The 16,948-nt window shown below is 65.8% G+C and carries 22 protein-coding genes; 11 read left to right on the forward strand and 11 right to left on the reverse strand.

Annotation, left to right across the window (positions count from 1 at the left end):
* Nucleotides 1-57 precede the first annotated feature (57 nt).
* Entirely contained in the window at nt 58-786 is a 729-nt protein-coding gene (locus HACJB3_RS07150) for a fumarylacetoacetate hydrolase family protein (RefSeq protein WP_008415181.1), read from the reverse strand.
* A 97-nt stretch (nt 787-883) separates the two neighbouring features.
* Between HACJB3_RS07150 and HACJB3_RS07155 the strand changes: the two genes are divergently transcribed.
* Complete coding sequence (locus tag HACJB3_RS07155) at nt 884-1,612, forward strand: metal-dependent hydrolase (RefSeq protein WP_008415183.1); 729 nt, start codon at nt 884-886, stop codon at nt 1,610-1,612.
* Nucleotides 1,613-1,674: 62 nt separating this feature from the next.
* Here HACJB3_RS07155 and HACJB3_RS07160 read toward each other — a convergent pair whose 3' ends face one another.
* Nucleotides 1,675-1,944, reverse strand: a complete 270-nt coding sequence (locus tag HACJB3_RS07160) for a hypothetical protein (protein ID WP_008415185.1) — start codon at nt 1,942-1,944, stop codon at nt 1,675-1,677.
* A gap of 225 nt (nt 1,945-2,169) precedes the next feature.
* Between HACJB3_RS07160 and HACJB3_RS07165 the strand changes: the two genes are divergently transcribed.
* Together HACJB3_RS07165 and HACJB3_RS07170 are read left to right on the forward strand one after the other, a co-directional pair.
* Complete coding sequence (locus tag HACJB3_RS07165; protein WP_008415186.1) at nt 2,170-2,568, forward strand: OsmC family protein; 399 nt, start codon at nt 2,170-2,172, stop codon at nt 2,566-2,568.
* Between the two features lie 87 nt (nt 2,569-2,655).
* Entirely contained in the window at nt 2,656-3,051 is a 396-nt protein-coding gene (locus tag HACJB3_RS07170; RefSeq protein WP_008415188.1) for an OsmC family protein, read from the forward strand.
* Nucleotides 3,052-3,059: 8 nt separating this feature from the next.
* On the opposite strand, the gene HACJB3_RS07175 is transcribed toward HACJB3_RS07170, so the two are convergent.
* Nucleotides 3,060-3,503, reverse strand: a complete 444-nt coding sequence (locus HACJB3_RS07175) for an ester cyclase (protein WP_008415190.1) — start codon at nt 3,501-3,503, stop codon at nt 3,060-3,062.
* A 94-nt stretch (nt 3,504-3,597) separates the two neighbouring features.
* Here HACJB3_RS07175 and HACJB3_RS07180 point away from each other — a divergent pair, with 94 nt between their 5' ends.
* Nucleotides 3,598-4,074, forward strand: a complete 477-nt coding sequence (locus HACJB3_RS07180; protein WP_008415191.1) for a DUF5799 family protein — start codon at nt 3,598-3,600, stop codon at nt 4,072-4,074.
* Here HACJB3_RS07180 and HACJB3_RS20155 read toward each other — a convergent pair.
* Nucleotides 4,071-4,220, reverse strand: coding sequence for a DUF7557 family protein (locus tag HACJB3_RS20155; protein ID WP_008415193.1), 150 nt, complete (start codon nt 4,218-4,220; stop codon nt 4,071-4,073). The genes HACJB3_RS07180 and HACJB3_RS20155 overlap by 4 nt on opposite strands.
* A 100-nt stretch (nt 4,221-4,320) precedes the next feature.
* Here HACJB3_RS20155 and HACJB3_RS07185 point away from each other — a divergent pair, with 100 nt between their 5' ends.
* Nucleotides 4,321-5,814 (forward strand): uracil-xanthine permease family protein, encoded by a 1,494-nt coding sequence (locus HACJB3_RS07185; protein WP_008415195.1) that lies wholly within the window; start codon nt 4,321-4,323, stop codon nt 5,812-5,814.
* A 51-nt stretch (nt 5,815-5,865) separates the two neighbouring features.
* Here the strand turns inward: HACJB3_RS07185 and HACJB3_RS07190 are convergent, their stop codons facing one another.
* The 3 genes from HACJB3_RS07190 to HACJB3_RS07200 form a co-directional block, all read right to left on the reverse strand.
* Nucleotides 5,866-6,321, reverse strand: coding sequence for an SRPBCC family protein (locus tag HACJB3_RS07190; RefSeq protein ID WP_081461308.1), 456 nt, complete (start codon nt 6,319-6,321; stop codon nt 5,866-5,868).
* Nucleotides 6,322-6,456: 135 nt separating this feature from the next.
* Nucleotides 6,457-7,023, reverse strand: a complete 567-nt coding sequence (locus HACJB3_RS07195; RefSeq protein WP_008415199.1) for a thioredoxin family protein — start codon at nt 7,021-7,023, stop codon at nt 6,457-6,459.
* 42 nt (nt 7,024-7,065) lie between these two features.
* Nucleotides 7,066-7,482 carry an EamA family transporter gene (locus tag HACJB3_RS07200; protein WP_008415200.1) on the reverse strand — a complete coding sequence of 139 codons (417 nt, stop codon included), beginning with the start codon at nt 7,480-7,482 and terminating at the stop codon, nt 7,066-7,068.
* A gap of 101 nt (nt 7,483-7,583) precedes the next feature.
* Between HACJB3_RS07200 and HACJB3_RS07205 the strand changes: the two genes are divergently transcribed.
* A complete protein-coding gene (locus HACJB3_RS07205) occupies nt 7,584-8,072 on the forward strand; it encodes an Lrp/AsnC family transcriptional regulator (protein ID WP_008415203.1) in 489 nt (162 codons plus the stop codon).
* A 123-nt stretch (nt 8,073-8,195) separates the two neighbouring features.
* Nucleotides 8,196-9,341, forward strand: a complete 1,146-nt coding sequence (locus tag HACJB3_RS07210; RefSeq protein ID WP_008415205.1) for a pyridoxal phosphate-dependent aminotransferase — start codon at nt 8,196-8,198, stop codon at nt 9,339-9,341.
* Between the two features lie 105 nt (nt 9,342-9,446).
* On the opposite strand, the gene HACJB3_RS07215 is transcribed toward HACJB3_RS07210, so the two are convergent.
* Entirely contained in the window at nt 9,447-9,668 is a 222-nt protein-coding gene (locus HACJB3_RS07215; protein ID WP_008415206.1) for a hypothetical protein, read from the reverse strand.
* A 93-nt stretch (nt 9,669-9,761) separates the two neighbouring features.
* Between HACJB3_RS07215 and HACJB3_RS07220 the strand changes: the two genes are divergently transcribed.
* Nucleotides 9,762-10,730, forward strand: a complete 969-nt coding sequence (locus tag HACJB3_RS07220; RefSeq protein WP_008415207.1) for an ornithine cyclodeaminase family protein — start codon at nt 9,762-9,764, stop codon at nt 10,728-10,730.
* A gap of 103 nt (nt 10,731-10,833) precedes the next feature.
* Here HACJB3_RS07220 and HACJB3_RS07225 read toward each other — a convergent pair whose 3' ends face one another.
* Nucleotides 10,834-11,112 carry a YgaP family membrane protein gene (locus HACJB3_RS07225; protein ID WP_049934357.1) on the reverse strand — a complete coding sequence of 93 codons (279 nt, stop codon included), beginning with the start codon at nt 11,110-11,112 and terminating at the stop codon, nt 10,834-10,836.
* 268 nt (nt 11,113-11,380) lie between these two features.
* Between HACJB3_RS07225 and dhaK the strand changes: the two genes are divergently transcribed.
* The 3 genes from dhaK to dhaM are packed head-to-tail and all read left to right on the forward strand — an operon-like array spanning nt 11,381 to nt 13,479.
* Nucleotides 11,381-12,388, forward strand: a complete 1,008-nt coding sequence (gene dhaK / locus HACJB3_RS07230; protein ID WP_008415209.1) for a dihydroxyacetone kinase subunit DhaK — start codon at nt 11,381-11,383, stop codon at nt 12,386-12,388.
* A 3-nt stretch (nt 12,389-12,391) separates the two neighbouring features.
* A complete protein-coding gene (gene dhaL, locus HACJB3_RS07235; protein WP_008415210.1) occupies nt 12,392-13,099 on the forward strand; it encodes a dihydroxyacetone kinase subunit DhaL in 708 nt (235 codons plus the stop codon).
* Nucleotides 13,096-13,479, forward strand: a complete 384-nt coding sequence (dhaM, locus tag HACJB3_RS07240) for a dihydroxyacetone kinase phosphoryl donor subunit DhaM (RefSeq protein WP_008415211.1) — start codon at nt 13,096-13,098, stop codon at nt 13,477-13,479. The genes dhaL and dhaM overlap by 4 nt, the downstream gene beginning before the upstream one ends.
* A 5-nt stretch (nt 13,480-13,484) precedes the next feature.
* Here the strand turns inward: dhaM and purL are convergent, their stop codons facing one another.
* Both purL and HACJB3_RS07250 read right to left on the reverse strand, forming a co-directional pair.
* Nucleotides 13,485-15,671 carry a phosphoribosylformylglycinamidine synthase subunit PurL gene (purL, locus tag HACJB3_RS07245; protein WP_008415212.1) on the reverse strand — a complete coding sequence of 729 codons (2,187 nt, stop codon included), beginning with the start codon at nt 15,669-15,671 and terminating at the stop codon, nt 13,485-13,487.
* Nucleotides 15,672-15,787: 116 nt separating this feature from the next.
* Entirely contained in the window at nt 15,788-16,933 is a 1,146-nt protein-coding gene (locus HACJB3_RS07250; protein WP_008415214.1) for an ABC transporter ATP-binding protein, read from the reverse strand.
* Nucleotides 16,934-16,948: the final 15 nt, after the last annotated feature.

Consider the following 16,948-nt stretch of genomic DNA (forward strand, 5'->3'; position numbering starts at 1 on the left):
AGTATTAAGCGTGGTTACACGCGCCGCCCGGCACCACCCGCGGATCGACCGGCCGTGCTACGGCTGGCGCACGTCGTGTTCGAGGGTTCCGATCCCCTCGATCTCGACTTCCACCCTCTGGCCGTCCTCGACGGGACCGACGCCCTCGGGGGTACCGGTCGCGATCACGTCGCCGGGTTCGAGGGTCAGATACTGGGTGATCTCCGCGATCAGCTCCGGAATCGAGAAGATGAGGTGCTCCAGGGTCGAATCCTGTCGGGTCTCGCCGTCGACCCGTAGCTGGATCCGGGCGTCATCGGGCACCTCCTCGGGGGGCGCGAGTACCGGCCCCATCGGCGCGGCGTTGTCGAAGGCCTTTCCGCGGACCCAGTTCTGTTCCTCGTCCTGGTCGTCTCGATTGGAAAGGTCGTCGAAGCAGGTGTAGCCCGCGATGACCTCGTCGGCCTCGTCCTCGCTCACGTGACGGCACTGCTCGCCGATCACGACCGCGAGTTCAGCCTCGTGTTCGACGTACCGCTCGGCGGGCAGGGTCACGGTGTCGCCGTGGCCCGCAACGGCGTTTGGCGGCTTGAGAAAGAGGAGGGGCCGGTCGGGAAGTTCCTCGTCGCGCTCCGCGGCGTGGGCGGCGTAGTTGCGGCCGATGCAGACGATTTTCGAGGGTTCACACGGCGCGAGGACGTCGATCTCCTCGCTGTCGTACGTCTCGCCGGCGAAACTGACCTCGCCGTCTACCCATTCGCCCTGTCGGATCGAGCCGGCGGGATCGCGGAATCGAACGCGGTGCATGGGTGGTCCTCAAAGCGCGCCCTCAAAAGGGTTCGTTCGGCGGCAGGACTGCCGCGGCGACACCTTTTATGCGTTCGTCGGCCGATGGTCCAGCCGTATGGAACTCACCTGGCACGGCCACTCGACGTGGCACGTCACCGTCGGCGACACCGACCTGTTGATCGACCCGTTTTTCGACAACCCGAAGACCGATCTCGAACCGAGCGATATCGACTCGCCCGACTACGTCCTGCTCACGCACGGTCACGCCGACCACATCGGCCACGCCGGCGAGTTCAGCGACGCGACCCTCGTTGCCGTGCCCGAACTCGCCACCTACGCACAGGAGGAACTGGGCTTCGAGGACGCCGTCGCCGGCATGGGGATGAACATGGGCGGGACCGTCGAGTGTGGCGACGCCTACGTGACGATGTGCCGTGCGGATCACACCAACGGTATCAATACCGACTACGAGTACTCCGCGGGCCCGCCCGTCGGGTTCGTCATCGGCGATACGAAGCCGACACAGGTTTCGGACGAAGAGAGCACCAGCTTCTATCACGCCGGCGACACCGGCCTGATGACCGAGATGCGAGAGATCATCGGCCCGTATCTCGAACCCGACGCCGCCGCCCTGCCGGTCGGCGATCACTTCACGATGGGGCCGTGGCAGGCCGCCATCGCCACCGACTGGCTCGACGTCGATTACGCCTTCCCGATGCACTACGATACGTTCCCGCCCATCGAGATCGACACCGAGGAGTTCGAACGCGAGGTGAACGCTACGGGCAGCGACGCGGAGGTTCACGTACTCGACGGCGACGAGACGTTCGACCTCTCGGCGTAACCGGACTGTCACGCGCTCGGTCTCCGTTCGCGAAGCGACGACAACTGACTCCCGTCGCCGGATCAGCAGTAGTACACCCAGAACCGGTGATCGTTATCGCACGCGGCGACAATATGCTCGCCCGCGAGCGCGACGCTTCGCCGGATCAGCAGGTCGGTTCCCGGAGTCGGACTCGGGACGACGACCTCGTCCCCGCAGCGTGGACAGGGAATCGTGCTCGTCGAATACGCTGATTTCGTTTCGGTTCGGCTCCGTTTCGTGGTCGTCGAGCGCGGCCTCCCCCGTCCGCGACGGTGTCGCCCGGTCGACGGACCCCCTTTCGTGTCTTGCATAGCTCCCCTCGGCGACGCCGCGGGCATCTCGGACTCCCGTGCTACGACCGTTCCACCCACGTCCGGCGCCACCGGTCGTCGATACGTATTGTGTACTGATAACATATATTATTTAGTACCGATCGCCGAATCGGTGGCCGAAGCGAGTTTTACGGTAACCGGTACCGGTGCCCTTCGCCTGCTAACACCACCTTTAGGACCTTCGCGCCGAACCGTCGAACTGCAATGACCGACATCGAGACGTCCACCGTCAGCGAACAGGGCTTCGTAAGCAACAGTCAGGTCGGCGACTTCGAGCTCACCATCGACGCGACCGAGGAGGAGGGCCCGGGTCCGAACGGCGTGCTCGTCGCCGACTACGCCTCGTGTTTCCTGCCCGCCTTCCGCGTCGGCGGCCAACAGCGCGACCACGACGATCTGGGCAAGCTCCAGATCGACGCCGAGGCCGACCTCGACGACGACGACGACCTCACCGCCATTCGCTTCGACATCTACGTCGAGGAGGACCTCGACGACTCGGAACTCGACGGGATCGTCGAGCGCGCAGAAGGCATCTGTCACGTCCACTCGGCGCTGCGCGAGGAGCTGCACGCAGACATCAGCGTCGAAGGCGGCGCGTTCTGAGCGGTCCACACTTCTTTAAGCGAGCGCGCGACCCGTCGGGTTCGTGAAACAACACTTACGCCCGACCCCGTCGTGGGGTGAGTCGCGATGGTAAAAGAGCTACGCACCACGAGCGAGGAGGGGTTCCAGTCGACCAGTTCGATCCGGGAGTTCGACCTCACGATCGACGCCGAGGGTGAGGAGACGCCCGACACGGTCGAGACGCTGCTTGCCGATTACGCCGCCTGTTACGTCCCGGCGCTCCGCGTCGGGGGCCGACAGCGCGACGTCGACGACCTCGGGCGGATCGAGAACGCCATCACCGGCGAGGTAGACGACGACGGCAAGCTCACGGCCGTGCGTTTCGAGATCGAGGTCGAGGCCGATGTCGACGAGGAGACGGGCCGCCGGATCGTCGAGCGCGCGGACGAACTCTGCAAGGTCCACGACGCGCTCAAAAACGGTCTTCACGCCGACACCACGATCGAGGGCGGGGCGTTCTGACTCGGCGGTCAGCGGGGCAGTTCGACCGCCCCGAGCTGTTCGAACAGCCCGAGCATGTCGAAGGTCGCCCACGTCTCGGCGACCCGGCCGTTCTCCAGGCGATGCATGACGTTCCCGGTCAGGTCGACGCGCGTTCCGGTGGGTTCGATTCCCATGAACTCGCCCTCGTGGGTCCCGGTCTCGGTCGCGCGGAAGGCGACCAGATCACCCGCCGCGACGGTCTCGTCGAGGGTCATCTCGACGTCCGGAAAGCCCGCCCGCCACATCTCGACTGTCTCCTTGAACCCCTCGGGGCCGCGCTTTTCCTCGGGGATCGACGGATCGTGTCTGACGTAGTCGTCGGCGAACAGTTCGTCCGCCGTCGCGTAGTTCCCCTCGTTGACGACCTCCCGGACGAACCGTCGGACGATCGCCTCGTTTCGTTCAGGATCCGATTTCGCTGTCTGTGCCATCTCTCACCACCGTGTGTGTATATAGCACTCGGGCGGGGATAACGCTGTCTCGCCGTGGAAAACCCTGATACGCCCGCTCTCCGAAACGAGGCCCATGAGCGAACAGCCGTGGATGGACCGGATCGTCGGCGACCGGATGGCCGTCGACCGGGAGTTCACCGAGCGAGTCAGTGACTCGCGGTTTTCGAGCCAGCAGTGGGGGTTGATCATGACCGCCACCGAGTTCGAGATCCGCGACCCGGACGAGCCCGAGCGGGCAAAGTTGGTCGCCAACACCGAGAAACTCTCCCAGATCATGCCCGAACTGGAGAAGATCGACGCCCAATCGGGGGCGATGGGCGGTGCGAGCGAGGCCGGACGGTCCCCCGACTCCTCGGGGGGCGTCATCGACTCGATCAAGGGCGCGCTCGGATTCGACAGTGCCGGGGGTGGGGGTAACGATGAGGACCGACAGGCGGCCGAAGCGCTCACCGCCGAGTACGCAAACCGACTACAGGAACGCCTCGAAGGGCAAGGAAAGTGGGAATCGGCCCGCGAGGCGGCAGCCGAATCGACGTCGGATAGGCCTTAGAGCTCCTCGCCCGCGTGGTGGAGGCTCATCTCGCCGGCCTCGTAGATGTTGATGAGTTCGTTGACGAGCTCGTCGTACGATTCGTCGTCCTCGCGCAGCGCGTCGAGTCGCTCGATCGTCTCCTCCTCGAGATCGACCTGTGTCATACTCGCCCCTTCGCGGGCTGACGTTGTAAGTGTTGGCCGTGCCGCGGCCGAACCAGCAGGCATTTGACCCCCCGAGCGCGAAACTGAGGCAGTTTGGACAATGGGTGAGGATCGGGCCAGTTTCGTCGAGTACGGTATCGAGGACAGACCGCCGCTTTCGGAATCGATCCTGTTGGGGCTTCAGCACTACCTCACGATGGTCGGCGCGAACATCGCGGTGCCGTTGATCCTCGCGGGCGCGATGGGGATGCCCGCCGACGTCACCGCGCGGTTCGTCGGCACTTTCTTCGTCGTCTCGGGGGTCGCGACGCTCGCCCAGACGACGCTTGGCAATCGCTATCCCATCGTTCAGGGTGCGCCCTTCTCGATGCTCGCGCCCGCCTTGGCGATCATCGCCGTCGTCGGGACGATCCCCGGTGAACCCGCCTGGCAGACCGACCTGCGCTCGCTGCAGGGGGCGATCATCGCCGCCGCCGTCGTCCAGATCGCAATCGGCTATCTCGGCCTGATCGGCCGCATTCGGAGGTTCCTCTCGCCCGTGGTGATCGCCCCCACGATCGCGCTGATCGGGCTGGCGCTCTTCGACGCCCCTCAGATCACCGCCGCGAACCAGGACTGGTTCCTGTTGGGGCTCACGGTGGGGTTGATCGTGCTGTTCTCGCAGTACCTGAAGACCAGAAACCGGGCGTTCCAGCTCTTTCCAGTCATCCTCGGGATCACCATCGCGTGGACGGTCGCCGCCGTCCTCTCGGTCGTCGGCGTCTATTCGCCCGACTCGGCGGGCTACGTCGCACTCGGGCAGGTCGCCGCCGCGCCCGCCCTGATGCCGATCTACCCCTTCCAGTGGGGCCTGCCCCGCTTCGAGTTCGCGCTCGTCGTGGGCATGGTCGCGGGGGTGCTGGCCTCGATCATCGAGAGCTTCGGGGACTATCAGGCGGTCGCGCGTCTGACCGGCGCGGGCGCGCCGAGCGAGAAGCGCATCAACCACGGGATCGGCATGGAGGGGCTGATGAACGTCTTTTCAGGTGTTATGGGCACCGGCGGCTCGACCTCCTACTCGGAGAACATCGGCGCGATCGGCCTCACCGGGGTCGCCTCGCGGTACGTCGTGCAGGTCGGCGCGGCGATCATGCTCGTCGTCGGGTTCGTCGGGTATTTCGGCCAACTGGTCGCGACCATCCCCGACCCGATCATCGGCGGCCTGTTCGTCGCGATGTTCGGCCAGATCGTCGCGGTCGGGATCAGCACGCTGAAACACGTCGATCTCGATTCCCAGCGAAACGTCTTCATCGTCGGTTTCGCGCTGTTCGTCGGCCTCTCGATCCCCCAGTACATGGCGAACTTCGAGAGCGCAGCGGCCTTCCGTGAACTGGCTGCCGGCGTTTCGCCCGTGCTGGGATCGCCCCTGTTCGCCGACACGGTCTTCGTCATCGGCGGCACCGGCATGGCCGTCGGCGGGCTGGTGGCGCTCGTACTGGACAACACGATCCCGGGCACCCGAAAGGAGCGCGGGCTCGAACAGTGGGACGAACACACCGAGGACGAGACGGCCTTCGAGAGCGCCTGGGAGCGCTTCCGACAGACCGCGGACTGACAGCGCGTCGGGACCTGCGCTGGGGGCGCTACTCACCGAAAAAGTGTGCGTTTACGCCGCTTGGGGCGTCTTTCGCTCGGCTTCCATGATCGTCTTGAGGTTCGCGAGCATCGTCTCGACCTCGCGTTCGTTGTACTTCCTCACGACGGGTCTAAGTACCGTATCGAGCACTTTCGACGGGAAGGCAACGTCCATCACGCACGTAAAGCGCGTCCCGCCGTTTTCCGGCTCGAAGGTGTAATGCATGCTGCCCTCGATCTCCCCGCTCATCTCGTAGACGCGCCGTTCGTGGGGGACGAACTCGACGTCCTCGAAGCGCCCGTCGATCGGGATGCCGACCATCTTGAACCGGAACTTCCCGCGGTGGCCGCCGCTCGGTACCGCCTCGACGTTCTCGATCCTCTGGAGACTCGGCATCACGTTCAGGTGATTTTCGGGCGACCCCATGTACTCGAACACCCGTTCCGGCCGCGCGTCCATCCAAATATCTCTCTCGATTGTGACCATCTACTCCTCTCCGACCACCGAACCCCGGCGTCGACCGCCGTCGATTCCGGTGATCCGACGTACTATATGGCGCGCTGAGAGCATAAACGCTGCTACCTCGGCGCGGTCGGGGACCGAATCCCGACTCCGGCGCGTTCAGGCCACGTCTCGCCACTTGATCGAACAGCCCCGCGAGGGCCGTTCTTCAACCGAGACTGCCTCGCCCGCGAGCAGTTGCTCGATGGCCTCGCGGAGGTCGTGTTCGCTCGGCTCGGCGTCGGGGTCGTGGGCGTCGTCGACCCGGCCGTGGTAGGCGAGCCGGAACTCGCCGTTTTCCCGTCGGAACAAAAAGGGGTCGGGCGTACAGACCGCGCCGTAGGCGCGCGCGACCGCCTGGGACTCGTCGCGCAGGTAGGCGTCGTACCCGATGGATCCGTCGGCGACCAGCTCTTTCATGCGGTCGAACGAATCTTCTGGGTATTCCTCGGCGTCGTTCGCGTTGATTCCGACGACCGCGACCTTCTCGTACTCGCGTCCGAGTTCGTTCAGCGGTTCGATCTTCGCCTTCGCGTACGGACAGTGATTGCAGGTGAAAACGACGAGCAGCGCCTCGCGGTCCGCGAACTCCTCGGGCGAGTGGGTTTTCCCGTCGGTTCCGGGCAGTTCGAACTCGGGGGCCCGATCACCGCGTTCGAGGTCGCTGTCGGATTTCTGGAGCGCCATACCGAATCTCGGGGCCGCGAGGGACAAAAGCGTTGATTCGAATCACTCGACGGCGGTGAGGTAGACCGCCAGAACGGCGAAGCCGATCCCGGCGACTTTTCGGGCGGTGATCGCCTCGTCAAGCGCGACGAATCCGACCAGCGAGCTCGTGACGAGGAACATCCCGAAGATCGGAACGACGACGCTGACCGGCCCCATCGAGAGCGCCCGGTAGTACGCGAGAATGCCCACGGCAAGACAGATTCCGGCGGCGTACATATAGGGCGCGTCGGGGTGGGTGAGATACTCGGCGACGGGTTCGTTCGAGAAGACGACCACCACGAACGCGGCGACGACGAGCATGGAGTTCGAGACGATGACCGCGACGTTGCTCGGCACCTCCGTCGTCGCGATGCTCATCAGCGGTGCGACGAACGTGTACGCCACCAGTCCCACCAGCGCCCACAGTAAGTAGTTCATACCGACCCTATCGGTGCCGGTTCGGTATGCGTTGCGATCCCGGCAGGGGCGAATATCCGGCTAGAGGGAAGCCTTAACCCGCTGCCCTTTGCTCTCCCTGTATGGAAGCGAAACGCGAACTGCTCGACGTCCTCTGTACGAACGCCCGTACCGAGACGGCGGATCTCGCGCGCCAGACCGGCCTTTCCGAGGACGAAGTCGAGACGGCGATCGCCGACCTCGAAGGCGAGGGAACGATCCGGGGCTATCAGGCGATCGTCGACTGGGAAGCCGTCGACGAGGACCACGCCCGCGCCGCGGTCGAACTCAACGTCACGCTGGATCGTGAAACGGGCTACGCGGAGGTTTCAGAACGCCTCGCGAAGTTCCCCGAAGTGTCCTCCTTGCATCTGGTCAGCGGGAACTACGATTTCCTGATGATCGTCGAGGCGGGTTCAGTGCGCAAGATCTCCCGGTTCGTCAGCGAGAAGGTCGCACCGGTCCCCGAGGTGACCCAAACGGTGACACACTTCGTCATGGAGACGTACAAGGAGGGCGGTATCGGGATGAACGGCGGCGACGACGACGACCGCCTGTCGGTTTCGCCATGAAGGTGATCGGATACCCCGTCGCCTCCGAATCCCCGCTCTATTGCGCTCACGAGTGCCAGACGGGGTGGCTGTCGTGAGCACGGTCGCAGCGGAGCTGCTCCCTGCTCACAAGGACTACACGAGGTGGTCCTCGTGAGGACCTCCGAACGTATCGGACGGGTCCCGCCGTCGGGCATCAGGAAGTTCTTCGAACTCGCAGAGGAGCGCGAGGACGTCATCTCGCTCGGGGTGGGCGAGCCCGACTTCTCGGCACCGTGGGCCGCCCGCGATGCCGCCATCGCCTCCCTCGAACGGGGCCGGACCTCCTACACCGCAAACCGGGGAATGTACGACCTCCGAGAAGCGATCGCGGACCACTGCGCGGAGCGCTACGACCTGCGCTACGACCCCGACGAGGAGATCCTCGTGACGACGGGCGTCAGCGAGGGCGTCGACGTGGCGCTGCGAGCACTGGTCGACCCCGGCGACCGGGTCGCGATGGTCGATCCCTCCTACGTCTCCTACCGGCCGGGAGTGTTACTGGCCGACGGCGAGCCCCTGCCCGTGCGAACCCGCGAGAACGAGCACTTTCGCCTGACATACGAGGCCCTCGACCGGGCGGGCGCGAGCGAGGCCGATCTGCTCATCCTGTGTTACCCGAACAACCCCACGGGCGCGGTCATGCACGAGGAGCACCTCGAACCCGTCGCGGAGTTCTGCCGCGAACACGACCTTCGGGTGCTCTCGGACGAGATCTACGCTGACCTCACCTACTCGGGTGAGCACACCTCGATCGCCACTCTCGACGGAATGCGCGAGCGAACGATCGTCTTCAACGGCTTCTCGAAAGCCTACGCGATGACCGGGCTTCGCCTCGGCTACGCGCTCGGCCCCGCGGAGGGAATCGGGGCGATGAACCGCATTCACCAGTACTCGATGCTCTCGGCCCCGACGACCGCCCAGCACGCCGCCCTCGAAGCCTTGGTGAGCTGTGATGACGACGTCGAGGAGATGGTGAGCGCGTTCAACCGCCGCCGGCGGTTCGTCCTTTCTCGCTTCTCGGAGATGGGCCTGGACTGCTTCGAGGCCCAGGGGGCGTTCTACGTCTTTCCGGAGGTCCCCGGCGACGACGAGGCGTTCGCGGAGGGACTGCTCGAAGACCAAGGCGTGGCGGTCGTTCCGGGTTCGGTCTTCGGCGAGGCCGGCGAGGGCCACCTCCGTGTGTCGTACGCAAGCGGTCTTCCCCAGTTGAAGGAGGCGATGAACCGGCTGGAGGCGTTCCTCGCCTGACCGGCGGTTCGTCCGTCACGATCCCCGCCGAACCGGCGCTCGCGGTCGAATCGCCCCCTTCGGCCGAAGCGTACTACGTCGAGAGGCCCTGATGTCGGATGTGCCTCATGGCTGCGTTTCGGCCATCAGACGCTCGAAATGGTCCAGTCTTCGACGTGACGGGCAGATCGATTCTTGTGGGGAGTCGGCGTGGTCGTCCGAGACGACCGTGTGACCGGAGTGACAGTGGTGCTCGATGGCCAGCCGCGAGACCTTGACGCGGCCGTATCCGTCGTCCGTACTCGCGGTCCAGTCACAGTCGGTGCAGTGGAGGGTGATATAATCCATGCGGAGTCGGACCCGCTAAATACTGACTTTGGGATACCAAGGTGATTAAGACGACACCGATAGCGTATTTCCCTCACCGTCCGTGAACCGAGCATGGTTCGGATCCTCTCGGATGCGGACGTCGACGTGCTTCTCGACCTCGAAGGCCTCCTCCCCGTCGTCGAGGAGGCCTTCGTCAAACAGGGCCGCGGCGAGGTCGAGCGCCCCGATCGCCCGCACTTTCCGGTCGGCGTGGGACTGGAATCGGACGACCCCCTCGGGACCGGGCTGACCATGCCCGCGTATATCCACGGTGAGGAGTGCTATGCGACGAAACTCGCGAGCGTCCACCCCGATAATCCCGACCGGGGGCTGGCGACGGTCAACGCCCAGATCGCCGTCACTGACGCCCGAACGGGGCAAGCGAGGGCGTACATGGACGGTACACGGGTGACCGGTGCACGCACCGGCTGTATCGGCGGACTGGCCGCCCGCGATCTCGCTGGCGACCCGCTCACGGTGGGCGTCATCGGCGCGGGCACGCAGGCCCGCTGGGGGGTTCGCGCCATCGCCACCGGAAGTAGTGTCGAATCCGTTCGGATCCACTCGCCGAGCGACTCGCGAGAGCGCTGTGCGAGCGACCTCGCGGGTCGCGGGCTCCCGGCAAAGGCCGTCGACTCGCCGACGGAGGCCGTCACCGGCGCCGACGTGGTCCTGACGGCGACACCGAGCGAACAGCCGGTGTTCCCGGGGAACGCGCTCGAACCCGACGCGCTGGTCGTCGCCGTCGGGGCCTACAACGGGGCGATGCGCGAACTCGACGCCGAGACGATCGAACGGGCCGAAGCGGTGCTCGCGGACGTCCCCGAGGAGGTTATCCGCACGGGCGACCTGCGCGAAAGCGGCCTCGAAGTCGGGGACCTCGTCCCCTTTGCCGACGTTTTCGAGGGGCGTTTTTCCCGGCCCAACGGGATCGTCGTCCTCTGCAGCGTCGGTTCTGCGGTGCTCGACGCCGCGACGGCCACCCATCTGGTCGAACGTGCCGAGCGCGAGGAAGTCGGAACGACTGTCGATATCGAATGATGGAGTATGTCCCGCTCCCTCACAGCGGAGGGCCTCGTGGCCTCGGTAAACGACCCTGAAATCGATATAGTGCGACGAAAAGTCGAACGAGCGGGCGATCCACTCACGCGGGTCGCTCGGTGGGCTCGGTTTCCGCGTCCTCCCTCAGCGGTTCGCCTTTGTAGGTGTTGATGCCGAGCAGCCGGTTCATCGGGCATTTCTGGGTGAGACCGGTCACCGTCAGGACCGCCCCGACGACGAGGCTTACCACGATCAGGACGGGCGCGAGAGCGATCATCCCGAGTGCCGCTGCGATCCCGACGAGCACGAGCACCGGTCCGACGACCAATCGAACTCCCCGGTCCCAGCTACCGACATTTTTCTCTTTCGGATAGAATCTCATTTCACTCCGCCATGTGAGGATAACCCTTCCGTAGAGATAAGTCCTATTTTAATCATGAGTATATACTTTTATGGGTATTTAAACTCACACTCTGGTGTTATTATACGCGAAGGAGTACGAAACGCGAATCGGAAGACGATCTGGATCGGTCGGTCCGTTCGAAGGACGGGAATGCCGATCGATCGTGAGTCGGCGGGCTGGCTCGCTCGGCGCGAGACGGCGCGAACGCGTAGGCTTATGCGCGAATCGGTGCATGGTATACGCGAACATGAAGAAACTGATCAACGAACCCGAAGACGTCGTCGACGAGATGCTTGAAGGGATGGTCGCAGCCCACCCCGAGTACGTCCGCCGGCTCGAGGGGACGAACGTGCTCGTGCGCGCCGACGCGCCGGTCGAGGGGATGGTCGGAATCGTCTCGGGTGGGGGAAGCGGCCACGAGCCGACCCACGCGGGCTATCTGGGCGAGGGAATGCTCACCGGGGCGGCCGCCGGCGAGGTCTTCACCTCGCCGACGGCCGACCAGCTCCAGGGGATGATCGCCGCCTGCGAGGGCGGCGCAGGCGTGCTCTGCGTGGTGAAAAACTACGAGGGTGACGTGATGAACTTCGAGACGGCGATCGAACTCGCCGAACTGGAGGGCGAGACCGACGTCGAGTACGTCGTCGTCGACGACGACGTAGCCGTCGAGGATTCCCTCTATACCTCCGGTCGCCGCGGCGTCTGCGGGACGATCCTCGTCCACAAGATCGCGGGCGCGGCCGCCGCACGGGGCGACGATCTGAGCGAGGTCAAACGCCTCGCCGAGAAGGTAGTCGACGGGGTCGGAACGATGGGGATGGCCCTGACTTCCTGTACGACCCCCGAGAAGGGCGAGCCGACGTTCGACCTTCCTGACGACGAAATCGAACTCGGGATCGGGATCCACGGCGAACCGGGCGTCGAGCGCACCGACGTGATGGGTGCCGACGCGGTCGCAGAACACCTCACCGAACGGGTACTCGAGGACCTCGATCTCGCGGAGGGCGCGCGGGTCGCCACGATCGTCAACGGGATGGGCGCGACCCCGCTGATGGAGCTGTACGTCGTCAACCGCCGCGTGCAGGAACTGCTCGACGAGCGGGGGTTCGACGTCGGGGAGTGCTGGGTCGGCGACTACATGACCTCGCTGGACATGGCCGGCTGTTCGGTGACGGTACTGGAACTCGACGAGGAACTCGAGGAACTGCTGGGCGCGCCAGCGGACACGCCCGCCCTGACGGTCCGGGGGGACTGAGCCGTGGACGAGGGCATCCAGCGCGAGGCGCTTGTGGCCACACTGGCGGCGATCGCCGATCGGATCGAAAGCGAAAAGGACCACCTCACAGATCTGGACTCGGCGATCGGCGACGCGGACCACGGCGCGAACCTCCATCGGGGTTTTCAGGCCGCGCTCGACGGGGCGGATCCCGACGACGACCCAGCGGCGTTCGTCAAGGCCGCCGGGATGGCGTTGCTTTCGAAGGTCGGGGGCGCATCGGGCCCGCTCTACGGGGGCTCGCTCGCCGTCGCGAGCAGCGAGTTCGAGGAGGGGATCACGACCGAGTCGTCGGTGGCGTTCGCGGAGGCCTACCTCGAGAAGGTGAAGGATCGCGGCGGGGCGAGCGTCGGCGATAAGACGATGGTCGACGCGCTCACGCCTGCGGTTCACACCTACAAGCGCGCGATCGAAGTCGACGATCTCGACCCACTGGCGGCGCTCTCGAAGGCGGTCGACGCCACAGAGCGGGGCGTTCGCTTTACCACCCCGATTCGCGCGAGCAAAGGCCGAGCGTCGTATCTCGGCTGGCGCTCCGTGGGCCATCCCGATCCGGGCGCGACGAGCACGCTCTACCTGCTCGAGGAGATCCACGACGTGGCCGCCGAGTACCTCGACGGCGAGGCGGCGACGGTGGTCGACGCGGCGGCCGAGACGGAAGCAGAAGAGGGTTCGGGGGTCGAGGAATGATCGGCCTCGTCGTCGTCTCCCACAGCGCTCGGCTCGCAGAAGGGGTGTGCGAGGTCGCCGGCGAGATGGCGAGCGAGGCGAGCATCGTTCCTGCCGGCGGCACCGATGGCGGCGAGTTGGGAACCAGCGTCGACCTGATCGCCGACGCGATCGAGGCGGCGAGCGCGGGGGCGGAGGGCGTCGTCGTGCTCGCCGACCTCGGAAGCGCGGTGATGAACGCCGAGATGGCCGTCGAAGTGAGCGAAATCGAGGCGACCTTCGCGGACGCTCCACTGGTCGAGGGTGCGGTCAACGCCGCCGTGAGCGCGACGAGCGCGAAAGCCACCCTTGAGTCGGTCAGGGAATCCGCGGAGGAGGCAGGCGACCTCTCGAAGACCTGAGTCGGTCAGTCCAGTTCGCGCGCGAGGACGTCGCGCAGGTCCGCGATCTCCGCGGCCGAAGAGGTCAGTTCGCCCGTGTCGGTTTCGATTTCGAGGACGCCATCGGCGGTCGCCTCGCCGATCTCGACGACGGGCGCGACTCCCGCAACGCGCTCGTGGACGCCCTCGGGGTCGGTCGTCTCGATTACCGCTCGCCCCACCCGTTCGTGAAAGAGCCGTCCGAGCGCCGGGCCACCCGAGAGGTCGACCCGCGCGCCGGCCTCGCCGACCATCTCCGCGAGCGTCACGGCGAGCCCGCCGTGGCTCGCGTCGTGGACCGCAAGCGTCCCCTCGTCCTCGGCGACCTCTGCGAGCGCCCCGACGAACGCGGGGGCGCCTTCGGCGGGGGCGGGGAAGCGATCGGAACCACCGAACCGCGCGAGCAGTTCCGAGCCGCCCAGTTCGGGCGCCACATCGCCCGCCAGCACCGGGTCGCCGACAGCCAGTAGGGCCCCTTCGCCCGCGAGGCGCGTCGGCGGGGCGTCGTACCCCGCGCGCGCGCCGACCATCGCGAGCGTCGGGGTCGGCGGGATCGGGCCGGTCGCAGAATCGTTGTACAGCGAGACGTTCCCGCCGACCACCGGGACCGAGAGGTCAGAGCAGGCGTCCGCGAGCCCCGAGACGATCGCCCGAAAACCGCCGTAGACCTCGGGCTTCTCGGGGTTGGCGCCGTTGAGACAGTCCACGGCCGCAAGCGGCGTCGCGCCCTTCGCCGCGAGGTTAGTCGCGTTCTCGACGGCGATCGCCCGCGCGCCCTCGTAGGGATCGGCCGCGGTCCAGTTCGGGTCGGCACCCGCCGAGATCGCCAGTCCGGTGCCGGGCCCGCGGTTCGCACCGTCCGGGCGGTCCGTGCCCTCCCTGATCGCTAGCACGGCGGCGTCGTCGCCCGGCTTGACGGCCGTTCGCAGGCCGACTTCGTGGTCGTACTGCCGGTAGACCCACTCCTTGCTCGCGGTGTTCGGGCTCGAAACGACCGCCTCGAACGCGTCTTGTAGGTCGATTTCGGGCAGATCGCGCTCGGGGTCGGCCGGCTCGACGTATGCGAGGTCGTTCATCGGCGCGCCGTCGGCGAGCAGTTCCGGAGCGACGTCGACGACCGTCTCGCCGTCGAACTCACAGACGTAGTTGCCCTCGGCGACCTCCCCGATGACCGAACAGCCCAGATCGAACCGATCCGCAACCGCCCGGACCCGCTCGACGCTTTCCGGGCGCACCTCGTAGCACATACGTTCCTGGGACTCCGCGAGCAGGACTTCCACGGCCGTCATGTTCGGCTCGCGCTGGTGGACCCGCTCCAGGTCGATTCGCGCGCCTAACCCGCCCTTCGCGACGAGTTCCGAGGAGGCCCCACCCAGCCCCGCCGCACCCAGATCGCGGGCAGACTCGATCAGCCCCTCGTCGATCAGGGTTTCGTTGGCCTCGATCAGTAACTTCTCCGTATACGGGTCGCCGACCTGCACGGCGGGGCGGTCCTCCGTCTCGGCGTCTTCCGCTAAATCCTCGCTGGCGAACGATGCCCCACCCAGACCGTCCCGGCCGGTCGCGTTGCCAACGAGCACGAGTTTGTTGCCCGCCCGCTTGGCCGCGGCGGTGACGAGGCGCTCCTCGGAGAGCAACCCGACGCAGGCGACGTTTACGAGCGGGTTCCCCTCGTAATCGGGGTGGAAGGCGAGGCTTCCCCCGACGGTGGGAACCCCGATGGCGTTGCCGTAGTCGGAGATCCCCTCGACGACCCCCTCCAGCAGGTAGCGCGTGTGGTCCCGGTCGAACCCACCGAAGTACAGCGAGTCCATCAGCGCGATCGGGTACGCACCCATCGAGAGGGTATCCCTCACGATGCCGCCGATCCCCGTCGCCGCGCCGTCGTAGGGATCGACGTAGGAGGGGTGGTTGTGGCTCTCGATGCCGAGCGTGACGTAGGTCTCGCTCGGCTCTCCGGTTTCGGTGTCGGGAAGCGCCACGACGGCGGCGTCGTCGCCCGGCCCGACGACGACCTGTTCGCCCTCGCTCTCGAACGCGCCCAAAAGTGGCCGCGAGGAGCGATACGCACAGTGCTCGCTCCAGAGGTTCTCGAACAGCGTCGCCTCCGCGCGCGTGGGTTCCCGGTCGAGTTCGGTGGTGATGATCTCGCGATCCGAATCCGAGAGGCTCATTCACTCTCGTGTTCAGCCGAGGGCGATAAATCGCTTTCCATATACACGGTCGTGCATCAACATGTGGGACAGGTGTGACCTCGTCGCCGGGCGGGACCACGAGGGATCGGAGCCGATCAGACCGGCGAGTCGGCCGTCAGTTCCTCGTCGAGCCGTCGGTTGTGCAATGCGGTGCCGTTCGTCCGGTCGAAGAGGTGGATCGCTGCTTCGGGGATCCGGATCCGAACCGTCGACCCCGTTTCGATCGACCGGAGGCCGGGGACGGCCGCAATGAGGTCGATCCCGTTCATGTCGAGATAGACGTTGTTCTCGTTGCCCTTGGGTTCGACGACGGTCACTGACGCCTCGAACTCGTGGTCCGCGGGTGACCCCGAACGGGCGACGACTTCGATATCCTCGGGTCGGACCCCCAACACGAGGTCGGTCACCTCACCGAGATCGGCGAGGGTCGCCTCGTCGAGCGAGTACTCGAGGGCACCGTCGCCCGTCACGAGGCGCTCGCCGTCCCGGCGAACGTCGATGAAGTTCATCGCGGGTTCGCCCATGAACCCGGCGACGAACAGGTTGTTGGGTTGGTGGTAACACTCCAGGGGTGTCGCAATCTGCTGGAGGACGCCGTCGTTGAGGATCGCGATCCGGTCGCCCATCGTCATCGCCTCGGTCTGGTCGTGGGTGACGTAGATCGTCGTCGTCCCCAGTTCCGATTGGAGCTGCTGGAGCTCCGTGCGCATCTCCGCGCGGAGCTTCGCGTCGAGGTTCGAGAGGGGCTCGTCCATCAGGAAGACCGACGGATCGCGGACGATCGACCGTCCGAGTGCGACCCGCTGTTGTTGGCCGCCCGAGAGCTCACCGGGCTTGCGATCGAGGAGGTTCTCGATACCCATCATCGAAGCGGTTTCCTCGACGCGCTCGCGGATCTCCTCGTCGGGCATGTCCGTCGATTCCTCGAGCCCGAAAGACATGTTTTCCCGCACCGTCATGTGGGGATACAGCGCGTACGACTGGAACACCATCGCGATGTCCCTGTCCTTGGCGGGCACGTCGTTTATGGTCCTGTCGTCGAGGGAAATCGTGCCCGACGTGATCGATTCGAGACCCGCGACCATTCGCAGCGTCGTCGACTTCCCACAGCCTGAGGGGCCGACGAGGACGAGGAACTCGCCGTCGTCGATGTCGATCGATACCTCGTCGACGGCGACGATCTCGCCGCCGTCGTCCTCCGTGAACACTTTCGTTACCTTGTCGAGTTTGGTGTGCGCCATCTTAGAACCTCCGTA

It is taken from the genome of Halalkalicoccus jeotgali B3 (assembly GCF_000196895.1).
In the GTDB taxonomy this organism is placed as follows: domain Archaea; phylum Halobacteriota; class Halobacteria; order Halobacteriales; family Halalkalicoccaceae; genus Halalkalicoccus; species Halalkalicoccus jeotgali.

Bases quoted from the DNA above. Each gene is read 5' to 3' on its own strand.
- purL (WP_008415212.1), bottom strand. From the start codon at position 15,671: ATGAGCCTCTCGGATTCGGATCGCGAGATCATCACCACCGAACTCGAC.
- HACJB3_RS07165 (WP_008415186.1), top strand. From the start codon at position 2,170: ATGACCGACATCGAGACGTCCACCGTCAGCGAACAGGGCTTCGTAAGC.
- dhaK (WP_008415209.1), top strand. From the start codon at position 11,381: ATGAAGAAACTGATCAACGAACCCGAAGACGTCGTCGACGAGATGCTT.
- HACJB3_RS07195 (WP_008415199.1), bottom strand. From the start codon at position 7,023: ATGGCGCTCCAGAAATCCGACAGCGACCTCGAACGCGGTGATCGGGCC.
- dhaM (WP_008415211.1), top strand. From the start codon at position 13,096: ATGATCGGCCTCGTCGTCGTCTCCCACAGCGCTCGGCTCGCAGAAGGG.
- HACJB3_RS07225 (WP_049934357.1), bottom strand. From the start codon at position 11,112: ATGAGATTCTATCCGAAAGAGAAAAATGTCGGTAGCTGGGACCGGGGA.
- HACJB3_RS07220 (WP_008415207.1), top strand. From the start codon at position 9,762: ATGGTTCGGATCCTCTCGGATGCGGACGTCGACGTGCTTCTCGACCTC.
- HACJB3_RS07160 (WP_008415185.1), bottom strand. From the start codon at position 1,944: ATGCAAGACACGAAAGGGGGTCCGTCGACCGGGCGACACCGTCGCGGA.
- HACJB3_RS07150 (WP_008415181.1), bottom strand. From the start codon at position 786: ATGCACCGCGTTCGATTCCGCGATCCCGCCGGCTCGATCCGACAGGGC.
- HACJB3_RS07200 (WP_008415200.1), bottom strand. From the start codon at position 7,482: ATGAACTACTTACTGTGGGCGCTGGTGGGACTGGTGGCGTACACGTTC.
- HACJB3_RS07250 (WP_008415214.1), bottom strand. From the start codon at position 16,933: ATGGCGCACACCAAACTCGACAAGGTAACGAAAGTGTTCACGGAGGAC.
- HACJB3_RS07190 (WP_081461308.1), bottom strand. From the start codon at position 6,321: ATGGTCACAATCGAGAGAGATATTTGGATGGACGCGCGGCCGGAACGG.
- HACJB3_RS07175 (WP_008415190.1), bottom strand. From the start codon at position 3,503: ATGGCACAGACAGCGAAATCGGATCCTGAACGAAACGAGGCGATCGTC.
- HACJB3_RS20155 (WP_008415193.1), bottom strand. From the start codon at position 4,220: ATGACACAGGTCGATCTCGAGGAGGAGACGATCGAGCGACTCGACGCG.
- HACJB3_RS07180 (WP_008415191.1), top strand. From the start codon at position 3,598: ATGAGCGAACAGCCGTGGATGGACCGGATCGTCGGCGACCGGATGGCC.
- HACJB3_RS07185 (WP_008415195.1), top strand. From the start codon at position 4,321: ATGGGTGAGGATCGGGCCAGTTTCGTCGAGTACGGTATCGAGGACAGA.
- HACJB3_RS07170 (WP_008415188.1), top strand. From the start codon at position 2,656: ATGGTAAAAGAGCTACGCACCACGAGCGAGGAGGGGTTCCAGTCGACC.
- HACJB3_RS07215 (WP_008415206.1), bottom strand. From the start codon at position 9,668: ATGGATTATATCACCCTCCACTGCACCGACTGTGACTGGACCGCGAGT.
- HACJB3_RS07155 (WP_008415183.1), top strand. From the start codon at position 884: ATGGAACTCACCTGGCACGGCCACTCGACGTGGCACGTCACCGTCGGC.
- HACJB3_RS07205 (WP_008415203.1), top strand. From the start codon at position 7,584: ATGGAAGCGAAACGCGAACTGCTCGACGTCCTCTGTACGAACGCCCGT.